Raw genomic sequence first — 20,154 nt, 5'->3', positions numbered from 1 at the left:
CGGCATCAGCGGGCGTAACGCCGGGCAATCAGATGATCAATCGACAGCTTGCCCGGCCCGGTCGCCATCAAGTAGAGCAACACCGCAGCCCAAGTGCCGTGAGTCGGATAGGCATCGGGGTACACGAACAACTGAATAGTCAGCGTCATACCCAGCAGTGCCAGCGCCGAAAAACGTGTAGCGAAGCCAATCAGGATCAGCATCGGAAAGAAATGCTCGGCAAAGGCTGCCAGGTGCGCCGCCAGTTCCGGAGAGAGCAATGGCAGGTGATATTCGCTCTGGAACAACGGGATGGTCGAGTCCGCCAGCCTTGGTACGCCGAGTTGAAACGTGCCGTCGATCAAGTCGATGGCCAGGCCTTCCACCTTGGTTTGCCCGGACTTCCAGAACACCGCGGCAATGGAAAAACGCGCGATAAAGGCGATCAGGCTATGGGGGATTTTTTCCAGCCGCTTGATGGCGCGGACGATGGGGTTCTGATGGGTGTTCATGGCGATACCTTGTGGTGTAAACGGGTAATGGCGTTGTGGCTGATCAGCAGCGCCAGGGTTTGGCTGAGGTCGAAGGCGGGCGCTGTCTCTAACGCTTGGGCCAGGGATTGGCCATTTCGCAGGTTCTGAATGAAGGTGCTGGCGCCGTGGTCGATGGCGAAAACCTCAACCTCCAGACCATTGCGCAACACCAGCGCGTTTTGCCCGTGGCCAAGGTCGATCCCGGCCAGCGTCGCGTCCTGTTGATGCGCGGCCCAGATCGCAACCACGGCAAAAGCTGAAGTCAGCAGATTCAGAGAGGGATGAAACCCGACCGTCAGCGCGCTCAGCGCCTGCGGGTCCGACAGCGCGGCGGCAATCTGTTCATGGCGCAAGGGCTGCGCATCGGCGGCGTGATAGGCCTGAACGCGCAGGCGCTCCAGCCGCGCCATATCTCCCAGATACGGCACGCTGGCTGCCGGTTCAAAGCGGTCGATGAACCCGGCGAAGTCCTTGCCGTAATCGTTGATGAGTGGGCCTTGAGGCGGGTAACTCTGTACATACAGCCCCGCCATTGCCCGAAAGAACTCGTCGCCCACCAACTGCGAAACCACCGGGTAACTGTCGGCCAGGGCGTTGATCAGCGAACTCTGCACATTGTTGCGATACACCGCGAAACGGCTGGCGGGATCGGAACCATTGGCGCTGAACAAACCCTCGGGGCAGGACTGTTGCGGATCGAGCAGGGCGGCGGCAAACGCGGCTTGAGTGCTCATGATCGGCCCCCCGCGCAATGCAGTAACTCATCAGCCTGACGGGCTTCGGCATGCAGCACGCTGAAGGCCGGCAACTGGTTGTCGCGCTCGATCAGCGTGGCGATCGGGCCGACTCGCTCCAGCACTTGCGTGTAAAGCGCCCACACCGCGTTATCGATGGGCGCACCGTGATCGTCGATCAGCAAACGGTCGCCGAGGCTGTCGGTGTCTTCGGCAAACCCGGCCAGATGAATCTCTCCCGCCGCATGCAGCGGCAGCGCGTCGATGTAGGCCAGCGGATTTCTTTGGTGATTGATGCAGGAAACGTAGACGTTGTTGACGTCCAGCAGCAGGCCGCAGCCAGTGCGATGAATGACCTCGCTGATGAAGTCGGCTTCATCGATTGTCGAGCGCTGGAACGCCAGATACGTCGCCGGGTTCTCGAGCAGCATTGGGCGTTTGAGGGCGTTCTGCACCTGATCGATGTGCTCGCAGACACGGTTCAGCGTCGGCGCATCATAGGCCAGGGGCAGCAGGTCATTGAGGAACACCGGGCCATGGCTGGACCAGGCCAGGTGTTCGGAAAAGGACTGGGGTTGATAGCGCTCGATCAGCTCGGCAAGCCTTTGCAGGTGCTGACTATCCAGCGGACCTTCGGCGCCAATGGACAGGCCAACGCCGTGCAGCGACAGCGGATACTGCTCGCGGATCAACCCCAGAAAATGATGAAACGGGCCGCCGGCCACCATGTAGTTTTCGGCGTGGACTTCGAAGAAACCGATGTCCGGTTGTGCACCGAGCACTTCACGAAAGTGCTCGGTCTTGAGCCCCAGCCCGGAGCGGGGCGGGAGCCCGGAAGATGAAGGGTTCATGGTCGACACTCAGGCTGGGTTCTGATTACGACTTGGCTTTGTAGGCTTCCAGCTGGCCGAAACCGGTTGGCGAGGTTTTGCTCATCGTGGTGGTGCAGGTGCCTTTAGGGACGAGTTTCCAGGCATTGGCCTGATGATCCATTTTGGCGGTACCGGCGCAGGTGGTGCCAGCGCCCGCGGCGCAATCGTTTTTGCCTTTCATGGCCACGCCGAAGCATTTTTCCATGTTGTCGTCAGCGGCGTGGGCAGTGGAGACAGCGGCGATGCTCAGGGCAGAACCGAGGGCCAGAACCAGGGCGGTGGCGGACAGGGTGCGGGTGGTAGCAGTCATGATGTTTCTCCGAAATTGAGCTTGGATTGGCAAGCGTTTGTGCTTGCTTACTGCTCTAGAGAAACGACAGGGCGGTGCGTTACAGCTCACTCCAAAACTTTTTCAGAAATCCTCACAGCACACGAATTCCCTGTGGGAGCGGGCTTGCTCGCGAATGCAATCTGACATTCAACATTGCGGTGACTGATCCACCGCTTTCGCGGGCAAGCCCGCTCCCACAGGGATCTTCATTGTTATTGATGTTGTGGCAGGCATTAAAAAAACGGCCGCGAAGGCCGTTTTTTTTTGTTTACCGCCAAGGCTTAGCCGCCGAGGTACGCTTCGCGCACTTTCGGGTCGGTCAGCAGCGCTTCACCGGTCCCTGTCATCACCACCCGGCCGTTCTCCAGAACGTACGCACGGTCCGCGATTTTCAGGGCCTGGTTGGCGTTCTGCTCAACCAGAAACACCGTCACACCGTCCTTGCGCAGTTGTTCGATGATGTCGAAGATCTGCTGGATGATGATCGGTGCCAGGCCCAGCGATGGCTCGTCGAGCAGCAACAGCTTGGGCTTGCTCATCAGCGCGCGACCGATGGCGAGCATTTGCTGTTCGCCACCAGACATGGTGCCGCCGCGTTGGGCGAAGCGTTCTTTCAGGCGTGGGAAAAGTCCGAGGACCTTGTCCATCTGTTCCTGATAATCGCCCTTGTCGGTGAAGAATCCGCCCATGGCGAGATTCTCTTCCACGGTCAGACGGGCAAACACCCGACGACCTTCCGGGACCACGGCGATGCTTTTACGCATGATGTGCGACGAGTCCTGGCCGACGAGCTCCTCGCCCATGTAGCGGATGCTGCCGCTGTGGGCTTGCGGCGAACCGCAGAGGGTCATCAGCAGGGTCGACTTGCCGGCACCGTTGGCGCCGATCAGGGTCACGATCTCGCCCTGGCGGACTTCGACGTTGACGCTGTGCAGCGCCTGGATCTTGCCGTAGAAGGTGGAAACGTTTTCGAACTGCAGCATTTACGCTTCCCCCAGGTAGGCTTTGATCACTTCAGGATTATCGCGGATCTGTTCCGGCGTGCCATCGGCCAGAGGCGTGCCCTGGTTGATCACGAAGATGTGGTCGGAAATGCTCATGACCAGTTTCATGTCGTGTTCGATCAGCAGCACGGTTACATCATGTTCTTCACGCAGGGTGCCGATCAGTGCCTTGAGGTCTTCGGTTTCCCGTGGGTTGAGGCCGGCGGCCGGTTCGTCGAGCATGAGGATCCGCGGACGGGTCATCATGCAGCGAGCGATTTCCAGACGACGTTGCTGACCGTAGGCCAGGGTGCCGGCCGGACGGTTGGCGAACTCCTTGAGGTTGACCTTTTCCAGCCAGTACTCGGCGTACTCCATGGCCTCGCGTTCGCTTCTGCGGAACGCCGGGGTCTTGAACAGGCCGGCCAGGAAGTTGGTGTTCAGGTGACGGTGTTGCGCGATCAAGAGGTTCTCGACCGCCGTCATGTCCTTGAACAGCCGCACGTTCTGGAAGGTGCGCACCACGCCTTTTAGGGCGATCTTGTGGCCCGGCAGGCCCTGGATCGGCTCGCCGTCCAGCACGATGCTGCCAGCGGTTGGCTGGTAGAAACCGGTCAGGCAGTTGAACACGGTGGTCTTGCCGGCACCGTTGGGGCCGATCATCGATACTACTTGTTTCTCTTTGACGGTCAGGGCCACGCTGTTGACCGCCAACAGGCCGCCGAAGCGCATGCTCAGGCCGCTTACATTCAGGATCTCACGGCTCATTTGCGCAGCTCCATGTGGGGGCGTTGCATCGGCAGCAGACCTTGAGGACGCCAGATCATCATCAGCACCATCAAGGCGCCGAACATCAACATGCGGTATTCACTGAACTCACGCATCATTTCCGGCAACAGGATCATCACCGTGGCGGCGAGGACGACGCCCAGTTGCGAGCCCATGCCGCCCAGCACCACGATGGCGAGGATGGTCGCCGACTCGATGAAGGTGAAGGACTCCGGTGTCACCAGGCCTTGGCGCGCGGCGAAGAAGCTACCGGCGAAACCGGCGAAGCAGGCACCCAGGGTGAAGGCCGACAGCTTGATGACCGTAGGATTGAGACCCAGCGCACGGCAGGCGATTTCGTCTTCACGCAGCGCTTCCCAGGCACGGCCCAGGGGCATGCGCAACAAGCGGTTGATGACGAACAACGCGAACAACGCCAGGAACAACGCCACCAGGTAAAGGAAAATCACCTTGTTGATCGAGTTGTACTCCAGGCCGAAGTACTCGTGGAACGTCTGCAGGCCTTCGGCGGCTTTGCGTTCGAAGGTCAGGCCGAAGAACGTCGGTTTCTCGATGTTGCTGATGCCGTTCGGGCCGCCGGTGAGGTCGGTCAGGTTACGCAGGAACAGACGGATGATTTCACCGAAACCCAGGGTCACGATTGCCAGGTAGTCACCGCGCAAACGCAGCACCGGGAAACCGAGCAGGAAGCCAAACGTGGCCGCCATCATCCCGGCGATTGGCAGGCAGATCCAGAAGCTCAGGCCATAGTAGTGCGACAGCAGCGCATAGCTGTAGGCGCCCACGGCGTAGAAGCCGACGTAACCGAGGTCGAGCAGGCCGGCCAGGCCGACCACGATGTTCAGGCCCAGGCCGAGCATCACGTAGATCAGCACCAGGGTGGCGATGTCCACCGCCCCGCGGGAGCCGAAGAACGGCCAAACCAGAGAACCGATGATCAACGCAATGATGATCCAGCGTTGAGTCGTCGGCAGGGTCAGGAAGTGACTGGCCTTGGCTGGCATCACCGGCAGGTTGGGCGAGGCTTTCCAGGCCGAACTGATCTGCTGGTCGAACAGCACCCGCAGGAACATCAGCACCGAGCACACGGCGATGGTGATCAGCGTTGCAGTGCTGGTGCCATGGACTTCGAGGTTGATGCCGACAATGGTCAGTTTCAGACCCAGTACCGGGTAGGCAACAGCCCACACCAGCAAGGCGCTGAACAACGCCTGTTTAAGATTCCTAGTCATACTTTCTCAACCTCCGGACGGCCCAACAGGCCGGTTGGCCGGAACAACAACACCAGAACCAATAGACCGAACGCCACGACGTCCTTGTACTGGTCGCCGAAGATATCGGCACCGAAGGCTTCCGCCACCCCAAGCACCAGCCCGCCGAGCATCGCGCCGGGGATGCTGCCGATACCACCCAATACTGCGGCGGTGAAGGCCTTGAGGCCGACCAGGAAACCGGCGTTCGGGTTGATCACGCCGTATTGCATGCTCAGCAGCACGGCCGCGATGGCCGCCAGTGCGGCACCGATGACGAAGGTCAGGGCGATGATGTTGTTGGTGTTGATACCCAAGAGGTTGGCCATCTTGATGTCTTCGGCACAGGCGCGGCAGGCGCGACCCAGGCGAGAGCGGGAGATGAACAGCGTCAGGCCGAGCATGGCGACCAGGGTCACCACGAACACCACGATTTGCATGTAGGAAATCAGCACTTCATGTGCGCCACCCGGCCCGATGGCGAAGTTGCCAGGGATCAGGTTGGAGATGGATTTGTCCTTGGAGTCTTGCGAAAGCAGAACCGTGTTCTGCAGGAAGATCGACATGCCGATGGCGGAGATCAGCGGGATCAGACGGTTGCTGCCGCGCAGGGGGCGGTAGGCGATCCGTTCGATGCTGTAACCGTAGGCGCTGGTAACGACGATGGTCGCGATGAAAGCTGCGGTCATCAACAGCGGGACACTGTCGAGTCCCATCATGGCCAGCCCGGCGATGGCGATGAACGCCACGTAAGAGCCGATCATGTACACCTCGCCGTGGGCGAAGTTGATCATTCCAATGATGCCGTAAACCATCGTATAGCCGATGGCGATCAGGGCATACGTGCTGCCAACGGTCAGACCGTTAACCAGCTGTTGGAAGAAGTGATAGATGTCAGGCATTACAGCGCTCCTAAAAACCTGATACGCATTTCACTGGTGGAGTCATTTTCCCGCTCGAGCCCCGTGGATCTGCACCCACTTCGAATTCGAGGTTTGCCAGCGAACCGCTGATGACGGTTTTGAGATTTTCAGGTGGGGAGACTGGCGGATCACGCCAGCGCGGCCCAATACGTTCGTAAAACAAAGCCCACGGCACGCCGTGGGCTTTATTGGCAGTCAGTCAGGCCAAGGCCTTACTGAGGCGAAACTTCGGTTTTAGGTTTGCCGAAGTGCCACTGGTAAACCACGAATTTGAAGTCCTTCAGGTCGCCCTTGTCGTCGAAAGACAGGTCGCCGGTCGGGGTTTTGAACGTGCCCTTGTGGATAGCTTCAGCCACTTTGGTGGTGTCTTCGCTCTTGGCGGCCTTGATGCCTTCGGCGATGACTTGCACAGCCGAGTAGGCCGGGAACACGAACGGACCGCTCGGGTCTTCTTTCTTGGCTTTGAACGCATCAGCCAGGGCGATGTTGGCCGGATCCTGGTCGAAGGATTTCGGCAGGGTCACCAGCAGGCCTTCGGAAGCTTCCTTGGCGATCTGCGAAATGGAGTCGTTACCCACGCCTTCCGGACCCATGAACTTGGCTTTCAGGCCTTTTTCCTGGGATTGACGCAGGATCAGACCCAGCTCCGGGTGGTAGCCGCCGTAGTAGACGAAGTCGACGTTGGCTTGCTTGAGCTTGGAGACCATCGAAGAGAAGTCTTTGTCGCCGGCGTTGATGCCTTCGAACACGGCAACCTTGACGCCTTTCTTCTCGAGGGTCTGTTTAACGGCGCTGGCAATGCCTTCACCGTATTGCTGTTTGTCGTGCAGCACAGCAACGATTTTCGGTTTGACGAAATCGGCGATGTAGTTACCGGCAGCAGGGCCCTGGGCGCTGTCCAGGCCGATGGTGCGGAAGATCATCTTGTAGCCGCGAGTGGTGATGTCCGGGCTGGTGGCAGCCGGGGTGATCATGATCACGCCTTCGTCTTCGTAGATGTCGGACGCCGGCTGAGTGGAGCTGGAGCACAGGTGACCGACCACGAACTTGACGCCGTCGTTGACGACTTTGTTCGCAACAGCAACCGCTTGTTTTGGATCGCAAGCATCGTCGTATTCAACAGCAACGAGCTTCTTGCCGTCGACGCCGCCCTTGGCGTTGATTTGTTCGATGGCCATTTTGGAACCACTGAACTGCATGTCGCCGTATTGGGCTACAGGGCCGGTTTTAGGGCCGGCGATGCCGATCTTGATGGTGTCAGCGGCGAACGAATGGCTGGCAACCCCGGCCAGAACCATAGCGGCAAACAGTTTTGAAATCTGCTTAGTAGCCTTAGTCATAGTGCTCCACTCTTACTGTTGTAGTTTTTATAGTCCTGGCGCCGTAGCAGCAGAACCGGGTCAGATATCGTTGATATCCTCCGGAAAATGCCCCCGGCAACTGTACCGGTACAGTGTAGAGCGCCGATTGTTAGCCTGGGAAGCTGGCGCCAGGGGGCAAAACCTGAGGGTGTCGCTTTATTGAAAGAAAAAGACAGAATCAAGGCGGGATGTTAGCTGGCTAATACTTGGATTCAGCAGCATTCCCTGGCTTTTCTGCATTTCTCGATCGGTCACGCAATTGCACCCGGGTTTTTCTGGCGCACTACCGACGTTATCATTCACGTCGATTTTCTTTGCGGACAGAAACCCATGATTCAAGAACCTAGCACCCTCTATGCCAAGCTGCTTGGTGAAACCGCATCTATTACCTGGAAAGAGTTGGAGCCGTTCTTTGCCAAGGGTGCCCTATTGTGGGTCGATTCAGGCCTGGATTTGATCGCTGCAGCAGAAGCGGTGGCAACCGATGAAGGCGAGAAAGTCGCTGCCTGGCTGGCCGCCGACAAGGTCGCCAAGCTGTCTGAAACGCGGGCGCTGGATCTTTTCGAGCGCGATCCGGAGCTGTGGGCGGTGGTGGTTTCGCCGTGGATTATGATCCAGGAAAGGGCGAAGGCTTGAAGGCTTGCACTGATTTGGTGCTTTGTTTTGTCGGGCAAAAGTGTGTAGCCGAGTAGCGTGATGGCAGGTGGCCGTGGAGAAAGGCCACAGAAAGGCCGGTATAACGGTGACGTAAACGTAACGGGAACAGTTTGTTGAGCAGCCGATGGGCTGCTTAATTGTTTCTGGATGTTGGGATTTGTGGTGATGCTTATGCCGCCATCGCGGGCAAGCCCGCTCCCACAGGTACAGCGTTTTTCAAAAGAGAACGCGGTCCTTGTGGGAGCGGGCTTGCCCGCGATTGGGGTCAGCTGGGTTTAAGCGGTCTTGCCCGTATGGTTATTCAAAGAAATAACCTTGGTCTTGCCAATCCGGTGACGGTAAATCTCGCGCAGATACTTGATCGACTTTTTCACGCAGTCCCGGGACAAACGAATGTCATTGATCGAGACAAACTTGTCTTTGTCGTTGATCAGCTCGCGGTACTTCTTCTCATACATCGGTTTGATCGCGTACCAGTTGGTATCGAGGATCTTCGCCGGGTTTTCGAATTCGTTGAGCAGTTCATCGATGCGGTCTTCGTCGAAGTCTTCATTGATGATGAAGTCCAGGATCGAGTTGTCCAGCGTCTCGTCGAAGCGGTACGGGTTTTTCGCAAAGCAGCGCTTGATGAAGGCCACGATCAGGGTCAGGAAGTCGTCCGACAGGCACGGGCTCTTGGCGATCAGGGTGGTCAGCGACAGGTTGGCCGAGGCGCCGATCACCAACGCATAACGCTTGAGCGTGGTGTTGGGGAACAGGCTGTTGAGGTGGGTCTTCAACCGGTTCAGGTCCATGTAGGACAGCTTGTAGTCTTTGGGCAAGGACACAATCGACACCACCGACGAGCAGTTCTTGAAGAAGTGCAGGTCGTGCAACGCGGCCGCGTCATAACCTGAATTCTTGTACTGTTCCAGCGAGGCGCGATAGCGCTTGGACTCGATCGGCAGCAGGCTGATGCCTTCGATCGCCTGGGTAACCTTGTTGAAGTGCGGCAGGTCGATGGAGCGGAAGAACAGGTCATCAATGTTCAGGCGCTGCGGCTCTTTCTCGAACACCTTGAATTTGTCACTGCTCGGCGGCGGGGTTTCCGGCACCACGGACTCGGCGTAGGCAATCGCCACCGGGCCGGCCAGGCTCATGAACAGGTCGTTGGCGTCCAGGCGAATGGTTTCGCCGATGTCGATACCGGCGCGACGGAAATAGTTCTGGTCGTAGTCGGTGGTCACCGCCTGCGCTGTCAGAATGTTGAAGATCTGCTGCGAGATGTATTGGTTGGCGTGCTTTTCCATCGCATTGACATCAATGTTCTGGATGTTGCCGTCATCGCTTTCTTCGGCATAACGCATGATGTCGTTGGAGATCAGCATCATCGCGTTCCATGGGCGGATACGGCCCATGACGCTGGCTTCGCTGCTGTCTTCGTTGGCGAAGTTGTAGGAGAAGTCCCACTCTTCCGACAGGTACTTGCACAGCAGGCGACCGGCGTTGATGTGCAGCGCCTCGGACATTTCGCTGCGGTGATCGGAAATGTTCGGCAGTACGCAAATGCCGCTGGTGAAGATCGGCTCGAAGACGAAGGAATGGCCGCTCTTGCTGTCGTGCTCGTCCATCGGCTTGGTGTCGAACGTCTTGTTCATGTACGAGTGCTGCTGAGCCAGACCGAACTCCGAGGCCATGCCCGAACCGGTACCGCCGCCGGCACTGAAGATCGAGAAATACAGGCGCGACTGGTTGGCCTTGATCCCGCAGCTGTCGATCAGGTACGAGTGAATCATCTTCCAGTCAGGGCTGGAGAACCGTTGGGTGTCCTTGTTCAGGATGATCTTGGCCAGGTACTGACCGAGGATCGGCGCGTTACCGGCGCCTCCGGCGTGGACTTCCGACAAGTCCATGATTTTCATTTTGCTGTAGTCGCGCAAAAAGCCGCTTTTTTCGCCCTTGCGCGAGAAGCGGATGCGACCGGCGATGTCCTTGTCCAGGTCGCCGAGCATCACCAGCGGCTCGACCAGAAACACCGGTTTGCTGGCCTTGTTCGGCCCCAGGCGCAGATTATTGCGAATCCACTGCGCCGGGCTGTAGCCCTTTTCGGCGTAGCGCTTGTCCGGCGACAGACGGTCTTCGTTGTTGAATTCGTTGAGGTAGAACTTACGGGCGTTGTACACCAGCTCCGCCACGTCCAGCGCGATGTTCGAACCACAACGGCCCAGGCCAATCAGGCACACCGACGGGAATTCCTGATCGCTGTGCTGTTCGTTGTCGCCTTCCAGGTGTGGTGGGCGCGGGAACACCAGGTCGCGCAGGCCGTCGAGGTTGTCGAGGATGCGATCGGTATTGGTTTCGGTGAAGTACAGGTATTGCTGAGTCGCCAGCGGACGCGACGGGCTCAATGGCTTCGACGATGAGGGGCTGTTCGCCGCGGGGCTCAGGGTCAGGTCGGATACCGCGGTGGCCGGATTATTTTTAGAAGTCATTGTGCGCCATATACCTGGACTAGTTGGCTCGGCGACAAGTGTCATCGAGTCATCACGGAATGGGATCTCGCGTCTTTTTTGCAGCGCGAATGTGGCCCAAGCGTCAGGGCCTGGGCCTGAGCATCGCTCGGGGGAATCCTTTCCTTAATCATGATGAATCGGCCAATATTCGATGATCTTTAATCAAAGGGAGGCTAAATGATGGCAACGTTACCTGCGCTGGGGTTTGCCGGAATCGGCCTGATGGGCTTGCCAATGTGCCAGCGCCTGTTGGCGGCGGGTTATCCGCTGACGGTGTGGAACCGCAACCCCGACAAGTGCGTAGCGCTGGTCGAGGCCGGCGCACGGCAAGTGGCGACACCGGCCGAGCTGTGTCAGCACGCGGAGTTGGTGATGCTGTGTCTGGCCGATACCGCTGTTGTTCGTGAAGTGGTGTTTGGCGCGGCAGGCGTTGCCGAGGGTGGGAAAAGCGGACAGTTGCTGGTGGATTTTTCCAGCCTGGAACCCACCGCGACGCGAGAAATGGCGACCGAATTGGCCCGTATAACCGGTATGAGTTGGCTCGATGCGCCCGTGTCCGGCGGGGTGGTCGGTGCCGAGGCCGGCAGCCTGGCGATTATGGTCGGGGGCGAAGCGGCAGACCTTGCGCGCGCGCGTGCGGTGTTGTTGACCCTTGGCCAGCGCGTGACCCATATGGGTGCCGTTGGTGCGGGGCAGGTGACCAAGGCTTGCAATCAGATGATCGTCGCCTGCAATGCCTTGGTCATTGCCGAAGTGGTGGCGCTGGCCGAGCGTTCCGGGGTCGACGCGCGCCTGATCGCCGAGGCGCTGGCCGGTGGTTTCGCCGATTCAAAACCGTTGCAGATTCTCGCGCCGCAAATGGCAGAAAGCCGTTTCGAGCCGGTGAAATGGCACGTGCGCACGCTGCTCAAGGACCTCGACAGCGCCGTGAAATTCTCCCGCGAACAAGGCTCGGCCACGCCGATCAGCGGATTGGCCGCACAACTGATGCGCCTCCATGGGGGGCAGGGGTTCCTGGAAAAGGATCCATCGACGCTAGTGCAGTTGTACCGCGAGCCAGACTCAAAGGATTGACGGTGTGCATGTGCTTGCGCTGATTGATTTCGGCCAGCACTGGGCGCAACTCGGCCAGCGGCACCGGACGGCTGAGCAGGTAGCCCTGAACGAAATCGCAGCCATGGCGTTCGAGAAAATCGTATTGCTCGAAGGTTTCGACACCTTCGGTGACGACCTGCAAATGCAGGGTATGGGCCATGACGATAATGGCCTGGACGATTTCCATGTCCTGGGTGGCCTTGGGGATGTCCTGAATGAACGAGCGGTCGATCTTCAACGTATTTAATGGCAGGCGCCTGAGGTAGGCCAGGGATGAATAGCCGGTGCCGAAGTCATCGATCGACAACGAGACCCCGAGGGCACGGATCTGCCGCAGCAACACCAAGGTGTTGGTGATATTGCCCATCAGCGCATTCTCGGTGACTTCCAGTTCCAGTCGGTGTGGCGCGACTCCAAAGGCGTGCAGGGCGTGTTCGATCTCATTGGCCAGTTCCTCTCGCACAAGGTTCAGGGGCGAGCAATTCACCGCGATTTTGAGTTCTTCGCAATCGTGTCGGGACAGCTCGCCCAAGTCCTCGCAGGCCTTGCGCAGCACCCAGTTGTCCAGCTCGGCGATCAGACCGTTGGCTTCGGCAATGGTGATGAACCGATCCGGCGTGAGTAATCCGTGAACCGGATGTTGCCAGCGAATCAGCGCTTCAAGTTTGGTGACCTGGCCAATTCTCAGGTCATAGATCGGTTGGTAATACAGCATCAACCCGGTGTTTTCGCGCAGGGCGTGACGCAGTTCCTCTTCAAGCTGCAACTCCAGGGTGGCGCGGGTTTTCAGGTTTGAACTGAAAAAATGCAGGGCGTTACGACCGCAATCCTTGGACTGGTACAGCGCCAGGTCGGCGTTTTTCAGCAGTTCTTCACAGGTCTTGCCGTCTTCTGGAAACAGGCTGATGCCGATGCTGGTGGTCATGACCATGCGCCGTCCGGACAACTCGATGGGCTCCTTCATTTTCAGCATGATGCGCTGGGCCATTTGCCGCGCTTCTTCACGGTCGTACAGGGTGATGAGGATGCAGAACTCGTCGCCTCCGAAGCGCGCCACCACGTCTTCGTGACTGCGTACCGAGGACTTGATGTGGCTGGCCAGGACTTTAAGCAATTCGTCGCCGGCATCATGGCCGAGGCTGTCATTGATCCGCTTGAAGTGGTCGATGTCGAGGAACATCACCGCCAGCATGCCGCCTTCGTTGGTTTTCTCGATGAGTTTCTCGGCGAAGATCTGGTTGAAGCCTCGGCGGTTGATCAGGTTGGTCAAGGGGTCGTAGTGCGCCACTTGTTGCAGCGACATGCGCGCCTGATCCAGTTGACTGAGCAGGGCGTTGACCCGCTGCAGGTCACGCTCCTTGTGTTGCAGTTTTTTGTCCGCCCATGCAGCGCTGATGCCGCTGCCGATGATCAGCAGCGTCATAACCGCCACCGTCAGCCCCAGTTGCAGGTGATTGTTATCGTCGGGCAGCGATTGAAGGCCGCCAGCGGGCAGCGCCAGGCTAAGTGCCGCCATGCCGGTGAAATGCATGCTGACAATGCCGGCCCCGAGCACCAGGCTGGCAATGTATTTGAGCAATTGATGAAAGACGCCAGCGCCATCGCGCAGGTGACTGGACATCAGCAGGGCGGCCAGGCTGGCACCGATGGCGATCACGATGGAGAGGGCGAACAGGACAGGTTGGTAATAGATCAGCGCATTCGATCGCAGGGCGGCCATACCCACGTAGTGCATGGTCGCGATGCCCAGGCCGATCCAGACTGCGGCTCGCAGGTATCGCGGGAAACTCGGCTGAGGATGGCTGAGGGTGTACATGGCCAGCCATGAGGCGGTCAGGGCGAACAACAGCGAGAGCAGGGTAGTGGGCAGGTGGTAACGGATTTCGATCGGCACCTGGAACGCCAGCATGCTGATGAAGTGCATGGCCCAGATACCGCCTGCCAGACACCCGGCACCGACCCAGCGCCAGAGTCGTTGGGAGGCGGATTTTTCCACATGGCCGACCCGTTCGGTCATGTCCAGTGTGGCGAAACCGGCCACGCAGGCCACTAGATAGGCCAGTAACACCAGAAAAGGGTTATGGGTGCAATCGAGTATGACCTGCCCGCCCTCCGGTAGCCCGGTCATGAAATGCAAACCAAGCCACTCCATAGCATGCCCCATCTCTGAACCATCCTGGCCGGCGCAATGCGCGCTGGCGAATGCTTGCAGTATAGAGGCCTTGCATGGAGCGCAAGAGGTGGTGGCATATTAATGCCAATGTTTTTGGAATGGCTTTTAGAACGATTGGAAATAAATTGTTTTCTGGCCCTCATGGGTGGCCATGGAGGGGTATCAGGATTACGAATAATTACAGACAGCGCTGGCGGGCCTGACTAGATTGACGGTTCCGGGCTCGAATGCGTTGACAGTGAAGCCCCAATAACAATAAAGAGACGGACCCATGCAGAACTCGACCCAAGCGGCGAATGCCTGGCGCATTCTGTTCCTGCTGTTCCTGGCCAACCTGTTCAACTTCTTCGATCGCACCATTCCGGCCATCATCATCGAGCCGATCCGCATGGAGTGGCATCTCAGCGATTTTCAACTGGGGATCATCGGGACCGCATTCACCATCGTCTACGCCATTGCCGGCCTGCCTCTGGGGCGATTGGCCGATACCGGTTCGCGCAGCAAGTTGATGGGCTGGGGCCTGGCGGCATGGAGCGGGCTGACCGCGGTCAACGGGCTGGTGGGCAGTTTCTGGAGTTTCCTGGTCGTGCGCATGGGCATCGGCATCGGTGAAGCCAGTTACGCACCGGCCGCCAATTCGCTGATCGGCGATTTGTTCCCGGCTCACCGTCGGGCGCGGGCCATGGGCATTTTCATGCTTGGCCTGCCGTTGGGGTTACTGCTGGCGTTTTTCACCATCGGCTGGATGGTCAAGGCATTTGACAGCTGGCGCGCGCCGTTCTTTATTGCGGCAGTGCCGGGGCTGATCCTGGCGGTGTTTATGTTCTTCATCAAAGAGCCGAAACGCGGCGCGGCGGAAAGCGTGCAAGTGTCTCAGGAGCGCGTAGACCGGCCTATCCGTCGAGTACTGGCGGTGCCGACCTTTCTGTGGCTGGTGATGGCGGGGCTGTGCTTCAACTTCGCCACCTATGCCTGCAACTCGTTTCTGGTGCCGATGCTGCAACGTTATTTCCTGATGCCGTTGCAGGACGCCGCGGTGGCGACTGGGGTGATCGTCGGGGTGACCGGACTGTTCGGCCTGACGCTTGGCGGCTGGATCGCTGACAAGATTCACCAGCGCGTGGCCAATGGACGGCTACTGTTCGCGGGATTCAGTCTGATCATTTCGACCCTGTGCACCGCCTGGGCGCTGCACGCCGGACGGATCGAGATCGGGGTATTTGTCGCGGTGTTCAGCCTGGGGTGGTTGTTCGCCTACAACTTCTATACCTGCGTGTACACGGCGATCCAGGACGTGGTCGAACCGCGCCTGCGAGCCACGGCGATGGCGTTGTTCTTTGCCGGGTTGTATCTGTTGGGTGGGGGATTGGGGCCGGTGGTGGTCGGCGGTTTGTCGGATCACTTCGCCCATAGCGCGATGCTCTCGGCGGGTGCCGAGCAGATGACAGAAGCGTTCAAAGCTGTCGGTTTGCATGACGCGATGTACCTGATTCCGGTGGCGCTGTTCTTTACCATGGTGTTTCTGTTTTTGGCGTCGCGGTGTTTTGTCAGGGATGCCAGGCGGATGAAGGAAGGGTTGGTGGCGGTGGTTGAGCCTGGGGTTTCTGTGGCGCCTGCATGATCGCCTTCGCGAGCAAGCCCGCTCCCACATTCCGACCGTATTTCTCCTGAAAGGATTCGGTCAAATGTGGGAGTGGGCTTGCTCGCGAAGGGGCCATCAGCAACACCACAACAATCAAGCAGACAAAAAAAGGCCCGCATTCGCTGCGGGCCTTCTTTTTATAGCGGCCTATACGCGCTGAGAGGCCGGTATTTGCATTATCTTAGGTATATCGTCCCTACGTGAAAACTCGAGTATTCGCGATTGGTGGTTTTCGTGTGCCATCTGCCTGAGGACGTCTGCTGGTAAGCTTCGCACGGGTGCCACGTGTTGCCGGTCAGTTCGTAACCTATGAGGTACATATATCGAGAGTCGGGTGCCGTGCGCCGGTATTTTGCCATCCGCGGCTCGGGGTCTCGCGGGAAAGTGCGTCCACCTTGGCTTTGTATGTACGCAGTCACGCCTGCCGTCAAAATACGAGGGTCCAGTACCATTTCCTCGACCCCCGAACATACCACTTCGAACGTCCCGGTGCGTCCCTGACTGTCCCGAACCGTGATGGCTGCGCTCCCGTTTCCTTGGCTTCTGACCATGCCTGTGCTATCGACTGTGGCTATGGCAGAGTTCGACGATGAATAGGTGTAGGGAGGTGTCCCGCCGGTTCCCCGGCGTTCGGCAGCGGTTCCCACGGGGTCGAATCCGCTTAGCACGAATGCAGTCGATCGCGTAAACAAGTTGGCGCCAGACAGAGTAAGTCGTGATGGGTCGACAATAATCAACGGTGCCACGGTCACTTTCCAGGCTGTCGACACTGTGCTTGATCCATACCATGCTTTGGCCGTGAACTCATGTGTTGCAAGGGGCAGCGCCGTGACCGTCAAAGTCCAGTTGCCACTAGCGTCGACTCTGCTTTTGCCCTTGGAGATCGATCCATTAAAAATCTCGACCGCAAGAAACGCATTGGCCGTCCCCCTCAGACGCACGCTGGTATCGTAAGTGGTTCCCCCATTGGCAATCGCCCCACCTTTGGAATCATCCATGGCGGTGATGTCCGGCACCTGGCCTTGTACTGATGTAAGGCGCCACACGTTCGACGGTGGCTTGCTTGCGTACTGGCCCATGGCTTGGATGCTGTGCTGCACGTTAAGCGCCAACCCGTTCAGTGTGATTGTCCAGAGCGAGTTGCTACCGGCCTCGACTTTGCCCATGGAGACGGTTCCGACGAAGACTTCCACCTTATGACCGCGGGGCGCGCTGCCGGTGACGGTGACGCGGTTGTGGACGGTGTAGCCCATATCGGGGATATCCCAATTGCTGGCATCCTTCACCGAGGTAATGGTGGGGTCCGTGGCCGCCACCACATGTACTACCCTGGCGGCCGATGAAGCCCCAGCGCCGTACAGCGCTTTGGCGGTGAAACTGTGGGCGGCCAAACTCAGGGCGGTCATGACAAGGGTCCAAATGCCGCTGATGAGATCGGCGGTCGCCTCCCCCTTGATCGTGTCGCCGTCCAGGACCTGGACCTTCTGACCCTTACTGGCGGTCCCCGTGAGTGTCACGGTGGTGTCGACGGTGAACCCGGCTGGAGGAATCTCAGCCCCCTTGGAGTCTTCGGCCCGGGTGATGGTCGGTGTCACGACTTCAAAGGCCCTGATCGTGTAAACCCGATCCACAAACGCCACCGCATTCTCCACCTTGTTACTCTGATCCAGCGCCACCCAGAATTTGATCCTCAAGCGGCTGTCATCGCCCAGCGCTGTGAAGTGGCTGTTGGCGACACTGCGCAGCCAATAGCCCTGGCTGAACCAGGTATCGTTGACGTAGTGGGCGCTGCCCCCTGCCCAAACCGTCAGGTTATGCGCAGAACCATCGGCTTTCTGGCCCTCCAGGGTCATCCACACCTGCTGACCCACCGCGATCAGCGCCCAACTCAGCGCACGAATCGTGACGTTTTTTCCACCCAGTGCGCCGACGTCCAGCACGTTATTGGCGTCGGCTTCCTGAATCAGCGGTGAGTTCAGTGCCGAAGCCGGCAAGGTGCCGACGTTCAAAATCAACGGCTGCGAAGTGATAGACTTGCCATCCCGGGTAATGGTGTAGGTCACCGTCACCGCCCGGCCCAGGTTGAACGCCAGCACCGAGACCAACAGCGCGATGCTCAGCCCGGTTTCACTGATCGGCTTCGGATCAGTGGTGTGCGAACCGCCCGCCGCAGTGCCCGATGCGCCGCTCCAGGTCACGCTCAACTTGTCAGTCGGCAACCATCCGTCCGCAGGAATGAGGGCCGTCAGCGCGTCCACAGCCTTGATGGGCAGCAGGGTGGTGCCATCGGCCTCGGCCTGCTGGATGCGCGGCGGTGCCGGTTCCAGGTCAAACACTTCGCCCACAGTGAATTCCAACGGGTTCGAATAACTGGTCTCGCCCGTCGCGAAACGCCAGATGCTGTACTTGACCGTCACCTTTCTGCCGCGGTTCGGCTCGATGTGTGCGGCGACGAACATGAGATTGAGGGTAAAAACCACGTCCTTGTCCTTGGACAGCGCATTGAGGGTGATCGAGTCTTCCTGCTTGCCACTGACCTCGCCGAGCCAGGTGTAGGTCACCACGTCCCCGGATTGGGTCGGGTTGACGGTCGGCCTGGGCGCGGTCAGTTTGCCGGTGCCGTTGGGCAGATCCTTGGGTTCCAGCGCACCGTCCTTTTCCCCGAGGACGATGGGTTTGACCAGTTCAAATTTCGCTTCACCGACGTTCAGCAGCGCGGCGGACAATGATCCGCGCTTGACGATTTCGCCGTTTTCTTCACTGAGCAGGTTGTACGACAGTTCCAGCGTGCCGCCCTCAAGGGTCTTGAGGTGCCGGCCCTCCACCGTGATGAAGAAGTCTTCCTTGTCGTCGATTTCGCCTTGGCTCGGAAAGTACCAGTCCAGTTCCGGCTCGTAGGTGCTCAGGTCGGCGCGGCGGCCGAACCACTTGAGTTCGATCGCCATGCCGACCTGGAAGATTTCGTCAAAGGGAATGCGCACACGGATGCTCGGCAGATCAGGATCAAGGGCACCGTTCTGTGCGTCCTCGGCAATAGGCGCCGCCAGGCGCCGGGCCTCGCCGATGATGTTGATGAAGCGGCCCTTCGAACGCGGGATGACCGCGCCGGGGCGTTCCAGTTCGAAGAAAAACACCGCCTGGGTCTTGGCCAATGCACGGGCGGCGCTGTTGGGCAGTAATACCTCGACCACCAGGGGCGGGGTTTTATCGATGGACTGACGAACCTCGATGTCGATGGGTTTGTCGTCGAGAGTGGTGCCTTTGATGTGCATGATGATGACATCGTGCAGCTTGAAGTCTACGGAGGCGGCCCAGACCAGAAGCTTCATCGCGGCATCGCCGAGCATGTCCAGATCGAGCACATTGCCGTCGGCCTGCTCGAGGATCGGCGCATCCTGCCGCGAGTTGCCGGTGTCGACCACGATGCGCGTTTCCAGGCACCAGTCTTCGGACGCGTTGTTGACCAGGTCATGGATCATGAAGGTCACGGCCAGGCCCTCGGGGCCCGAATCCCCCGCGCTCAGGATGACCGATTCGCTGATGTGGACGACGATGGGATGGTTGTCCGGGTCGTCGATCTGCGCCTGGGTGACCGGATCGGACAGCACCAGCTCGCCGCCCCAGCTCACTATGATCTTGTCACCCACGGCAATGTTCGGGTACGGCTGTGTGGTGGGGCTGCCCGGCTTGGCCTGAATGATGATGTCCACGCCGTCCTTGGCGGTGTCCTTGTCCACGCCGTCGGCAATGATCGCCGGGTCAGTGTGCAGGTAGAGCTCGGAATGTTCGCCAGCATCCGGATCCAGGTCCTGACCGCCAGGCCGTTCGAGTTTGACGCGGAGCTTGAGCAGCTGCAGGTAGGGTTCGAGCGCCTGGCTGAGGCGCTTGACGTCATAACTCAGGGTATAAGAACCCGTGTGCAGGCGGCCGTGGGCGATCCACAAGGTGACGCGCTCACCGACTTCTGTGTCCTCGGCGAGGGTGTGCTGATCCACCACACTGCCGTTGAGCAGCAATCTGACCGTGTCGCCTCTGCTCATGTTCGTCCAGGCCGGAATATGGACTTTCAGCCCCTCGGGAAAGTTGCCCTTCGCGGCGGCGAGGTTGATCCCCCATTCCCCGGAGGCCAGCGGCGGCTCAGTCCGCCCAGGGATTTCCGGGTCGAGCAGGGCCAAGGGGGCGAGGTTTCTCAGGGGTTGCATGAGCATGGCAGAGACTCCTGTCGAAGGAATGGGCGACGGAGTCATTTATGAGCTGAGAGGGGGGGGGCTGACTACTGTCAGAAATGGCAGGTTCTGGTGGTTTTCTGACGAACGGTTTTAGTTTCGGTGGGTCAACGT

General features: G+C 59.0%; 15 protein-coding genes. 3 read left to right on the top strand and 12 right to left on the bottom strand.

Annotation, left to right across the window (positions count from 1 at the left end; translation table 11 throughout):
- Nucleotides 1-5: 5 nt before the first annotated feature.
- The 9 genes from PSH65_RS25545 to PSH65_RS25505 all read right to left on the bottom strand — a co-directional run bounded on the left by PSH65_RS25545 (nucleotide 6) and on the right by PSH65_RS25505 (nucleotide 7,734).
- Nucleotides 6-491: a DoxX family protein gene (locus PSH65_RS25545; protein WP_305423089.1), complete on the bottom strand. Its 486-nt coding sequence runs from the start codon at nucleotides 489-491 to the stop codon at nucleotides 6-8.
- Nucleotides 488-1,246 (bottom strand): DUF2063 domain-containing protein, encoded by a 759-nt coding sequence (locus PSH65_RS25540; protein WP_305423087.1) that lies wholly within the window; start codon nucleotides 1,244-1,246, stop codon nucleotides 488-490. The genes PSH65_RS25545 and PSH65_RS25540 overlap by 4 nt, the downstream gene beginning before the upstream one ends.
- On the bottom strand, nucleotides 1,243-2,097 hold the full coding sequence (locus tag PSH65_RS25535) for a DUF692 domain-containing protein (protein WP_305423086.1): 855 nt from the start codon (nucleotides 2,095-2,097) through the stop codon (nucleotides 1,243-1,245). Before PSH65_RS25535 ends, PSH65_RS25540 begins: the two co-directional genes overlap by 4 nt.
- 25 nt (nucleotides 2,098-2,122) lie before the next feature.
- Nucleotides 2,123-2,428, bottom strand: a complete 306-nt coding sequence (locus PSH65_RS25530) for a DUF2282 domain-containing protein (RefSeq protein WP_305423084.1) — start codon at nucleotides 2,426-2,428, stop codon at nucleotides 2,123-2,125.
- Between the two features lie 302 nt (nucleotides 2,429-2,730).
- Entirely contained in the window at nucleotides 2,731-3,432 is a 702-nt protein-coding gene (locus tag PSH65_RS25525; RefSeq protein WP_007906649.1) for an ABC transporter ATP-binding protein, read from the bottom strand.
- Nucleotides 3,433-4,200 (bottom strand): high-affinity branched-chain amino acid ABC transporter ATP-binding protein LivG, encoded by a 768-nt coding sequence (gene livG / locus PSH65_RS25520; RefSeq protein ID WP_305423082.1) that lies wholly within the window; start codon nucleotides 4,198-4,200, stop codon nucleotides 3,433-3,435. It lies immediately after the preceding gene.
- A complete protein-coding gene (locus PSH65_RS25515) occupies nucleotides 4,197-5,453 on the bottom strand; it encodes a high-affinity branched-chain amino acid ABC transporter permease LivM (RefSeq protein WP_305423081.1) in 1,257 nt (418 codons plus the stop codon). The genes livG and PSH65_RS25515 overlap by 4 nt, the downstream gene beginning before the upstream one ends.
- A complete protein-coding gene (livH, locus tag PSH65_RS25510; RefSeq protein WP_305423080.1) occupies nucleotides 5,450-6,373 on the bottom strand; it encodes a high-affinity branched-chain amino acid ABC transporter permease LivH in 924 nt (307 codons plus the stop codon). Before livH ends, PSH65_RS25515 begins: the two co-directional genes overlap by 4 nt.
- Before the next feature lie 233 nt (nucleotides 6,374-6,606).
- Nucleotides 6,607-7,734 (bottom strand): branched-chain amino acid ABC transporter substrate-binding protein, encoded by a 1,128-nt coding sequence (locus PSH65_RS25505; RefSeq protein WP_305423079.1) that lies wholly within the window; start codon nucleotides 7,732-7,734, stop codon nucleotides 6,607-6,609.
- A gap of 351 nt (nucleotides 7,735-8,085) precedes the next feature.
- On the opposite strand from PSH65_RS25505, the gene PSH65_RS25500 reads away from it, so the two are divergent.
- Complete coding sequence (locus PSH65_RS25500) at nucleotides 8,086-8,391, top strand: DUF2288 domain-containing protein (protein WP_305423077.1); 306 nt, start codon at nucleotides 8,086-8,088, stop codon at nucleotides 8,389-8,391.
- A 296-nt stretch (nucleotides 8,392-8,687) separates the two neighbouring features.
- Here the strand turns inward: PSH65_RS25500 and PSH65_RS25495 are convergent, their stop codons facing one another.
- The gene (locus PSH65_RS25495; RefSeq protein ID WP_305423076.1) at nucleotides 8,688-10,883 is read right to left on the bottom strand and encodes a hypothetical protein; all 2,196 of its coding nucleotides are present in this window, start codon (nucleotides 10,881-10,883) and stop codon (nucleotides 8,688-8,690) included.
- Nucleotides 10,884-11,081: 198 nt separating this feature from the next.
- Here PSH65_RS25495 and PSH65_RS25490 point away from each other — a divergent pair, with 198 nt between their 5' ends.
- The gene (locus tag PSH65_RS25490; RefSeq protein WP_305423075.1) at nucleotides 11,082-11,978 is read left to right on the top strand and encodes an NAD(P)-dependent oxidoreductase; all 897 of its coding nucleotides are present in this window, start codon (nucleotides 11,082-11,084) and stop codon (nucleotides 11,976-11,978) included.
- On the opposite strand, the gene PSH65_RS25485 is transcribed toward PSH65_RS25490, so the two are convergent.
- Nucleotides 11,869-14,151, bottom strand: coding sequence for a bifunctional diguanylate cyclase/phosphodiesterase (locus PSH65_RS25485; protein WP_305427051.1), 2,283 nt, complete (start codon nucleotides 14,149-14,151; stop codon nucleotides 11,869-11,871). The genes PSH65_RS25490 and PSH65_RS25485 overlap by 110 nt on opposite strands.
- A 292-nt stretch (nucleotides 14,152-14,443) precedes the next feature.
- Between PSH65_RS25485 and PSH65_RS25480 the strand changes: the two genes are divergently transcribed.
- Nucleotides 14,444-15,793 carry an MFS transporter gene (locus PSH65_RS25480; RefSeq protein WP_305423073.1) on the top strand — a complete coding sequence of 450 codons (1,350 nt, stop codon included), beginning with the start codon at nucleotides 14,444-14,446 and terminating at the stop codon, nucleotides 15,791-15,793.
- Nucleotides 15,794-15,990: 197 nt separating this feature from the next.
- Here PSH65_RS25480 and PSH65_RS25475 read toward each other — a convergent pair whose 3' ends face one another.
- Entirely contained in the window at nucleotides 15,991-20,022 is a 4,032-nt protein-coding gene (locus PSH65_RS25475; protein ID WP_305423072.1) for a hypothetical protein, read from the bottom strand.
- Nucleotides 20,023-20,154 lie beyond the last annotated feature (132 nt).

It is taken from the genome of Pseudomonas sp. FP603, assembly GCF_030687415.1.
GTDB classification, from domain to species: domain Bacteria; phylum Pseudomonadota; class Gammaproteobacteria; order Pseudomonadales; family Pseudomonadaceae; genus Aquipseudomonas; species Aquipseudomonas wuhanensis.
Note: the sequence above shows the minus strand (reverse complement) of the source record. Positions and strands in the feature narration are given on the sequence as shown.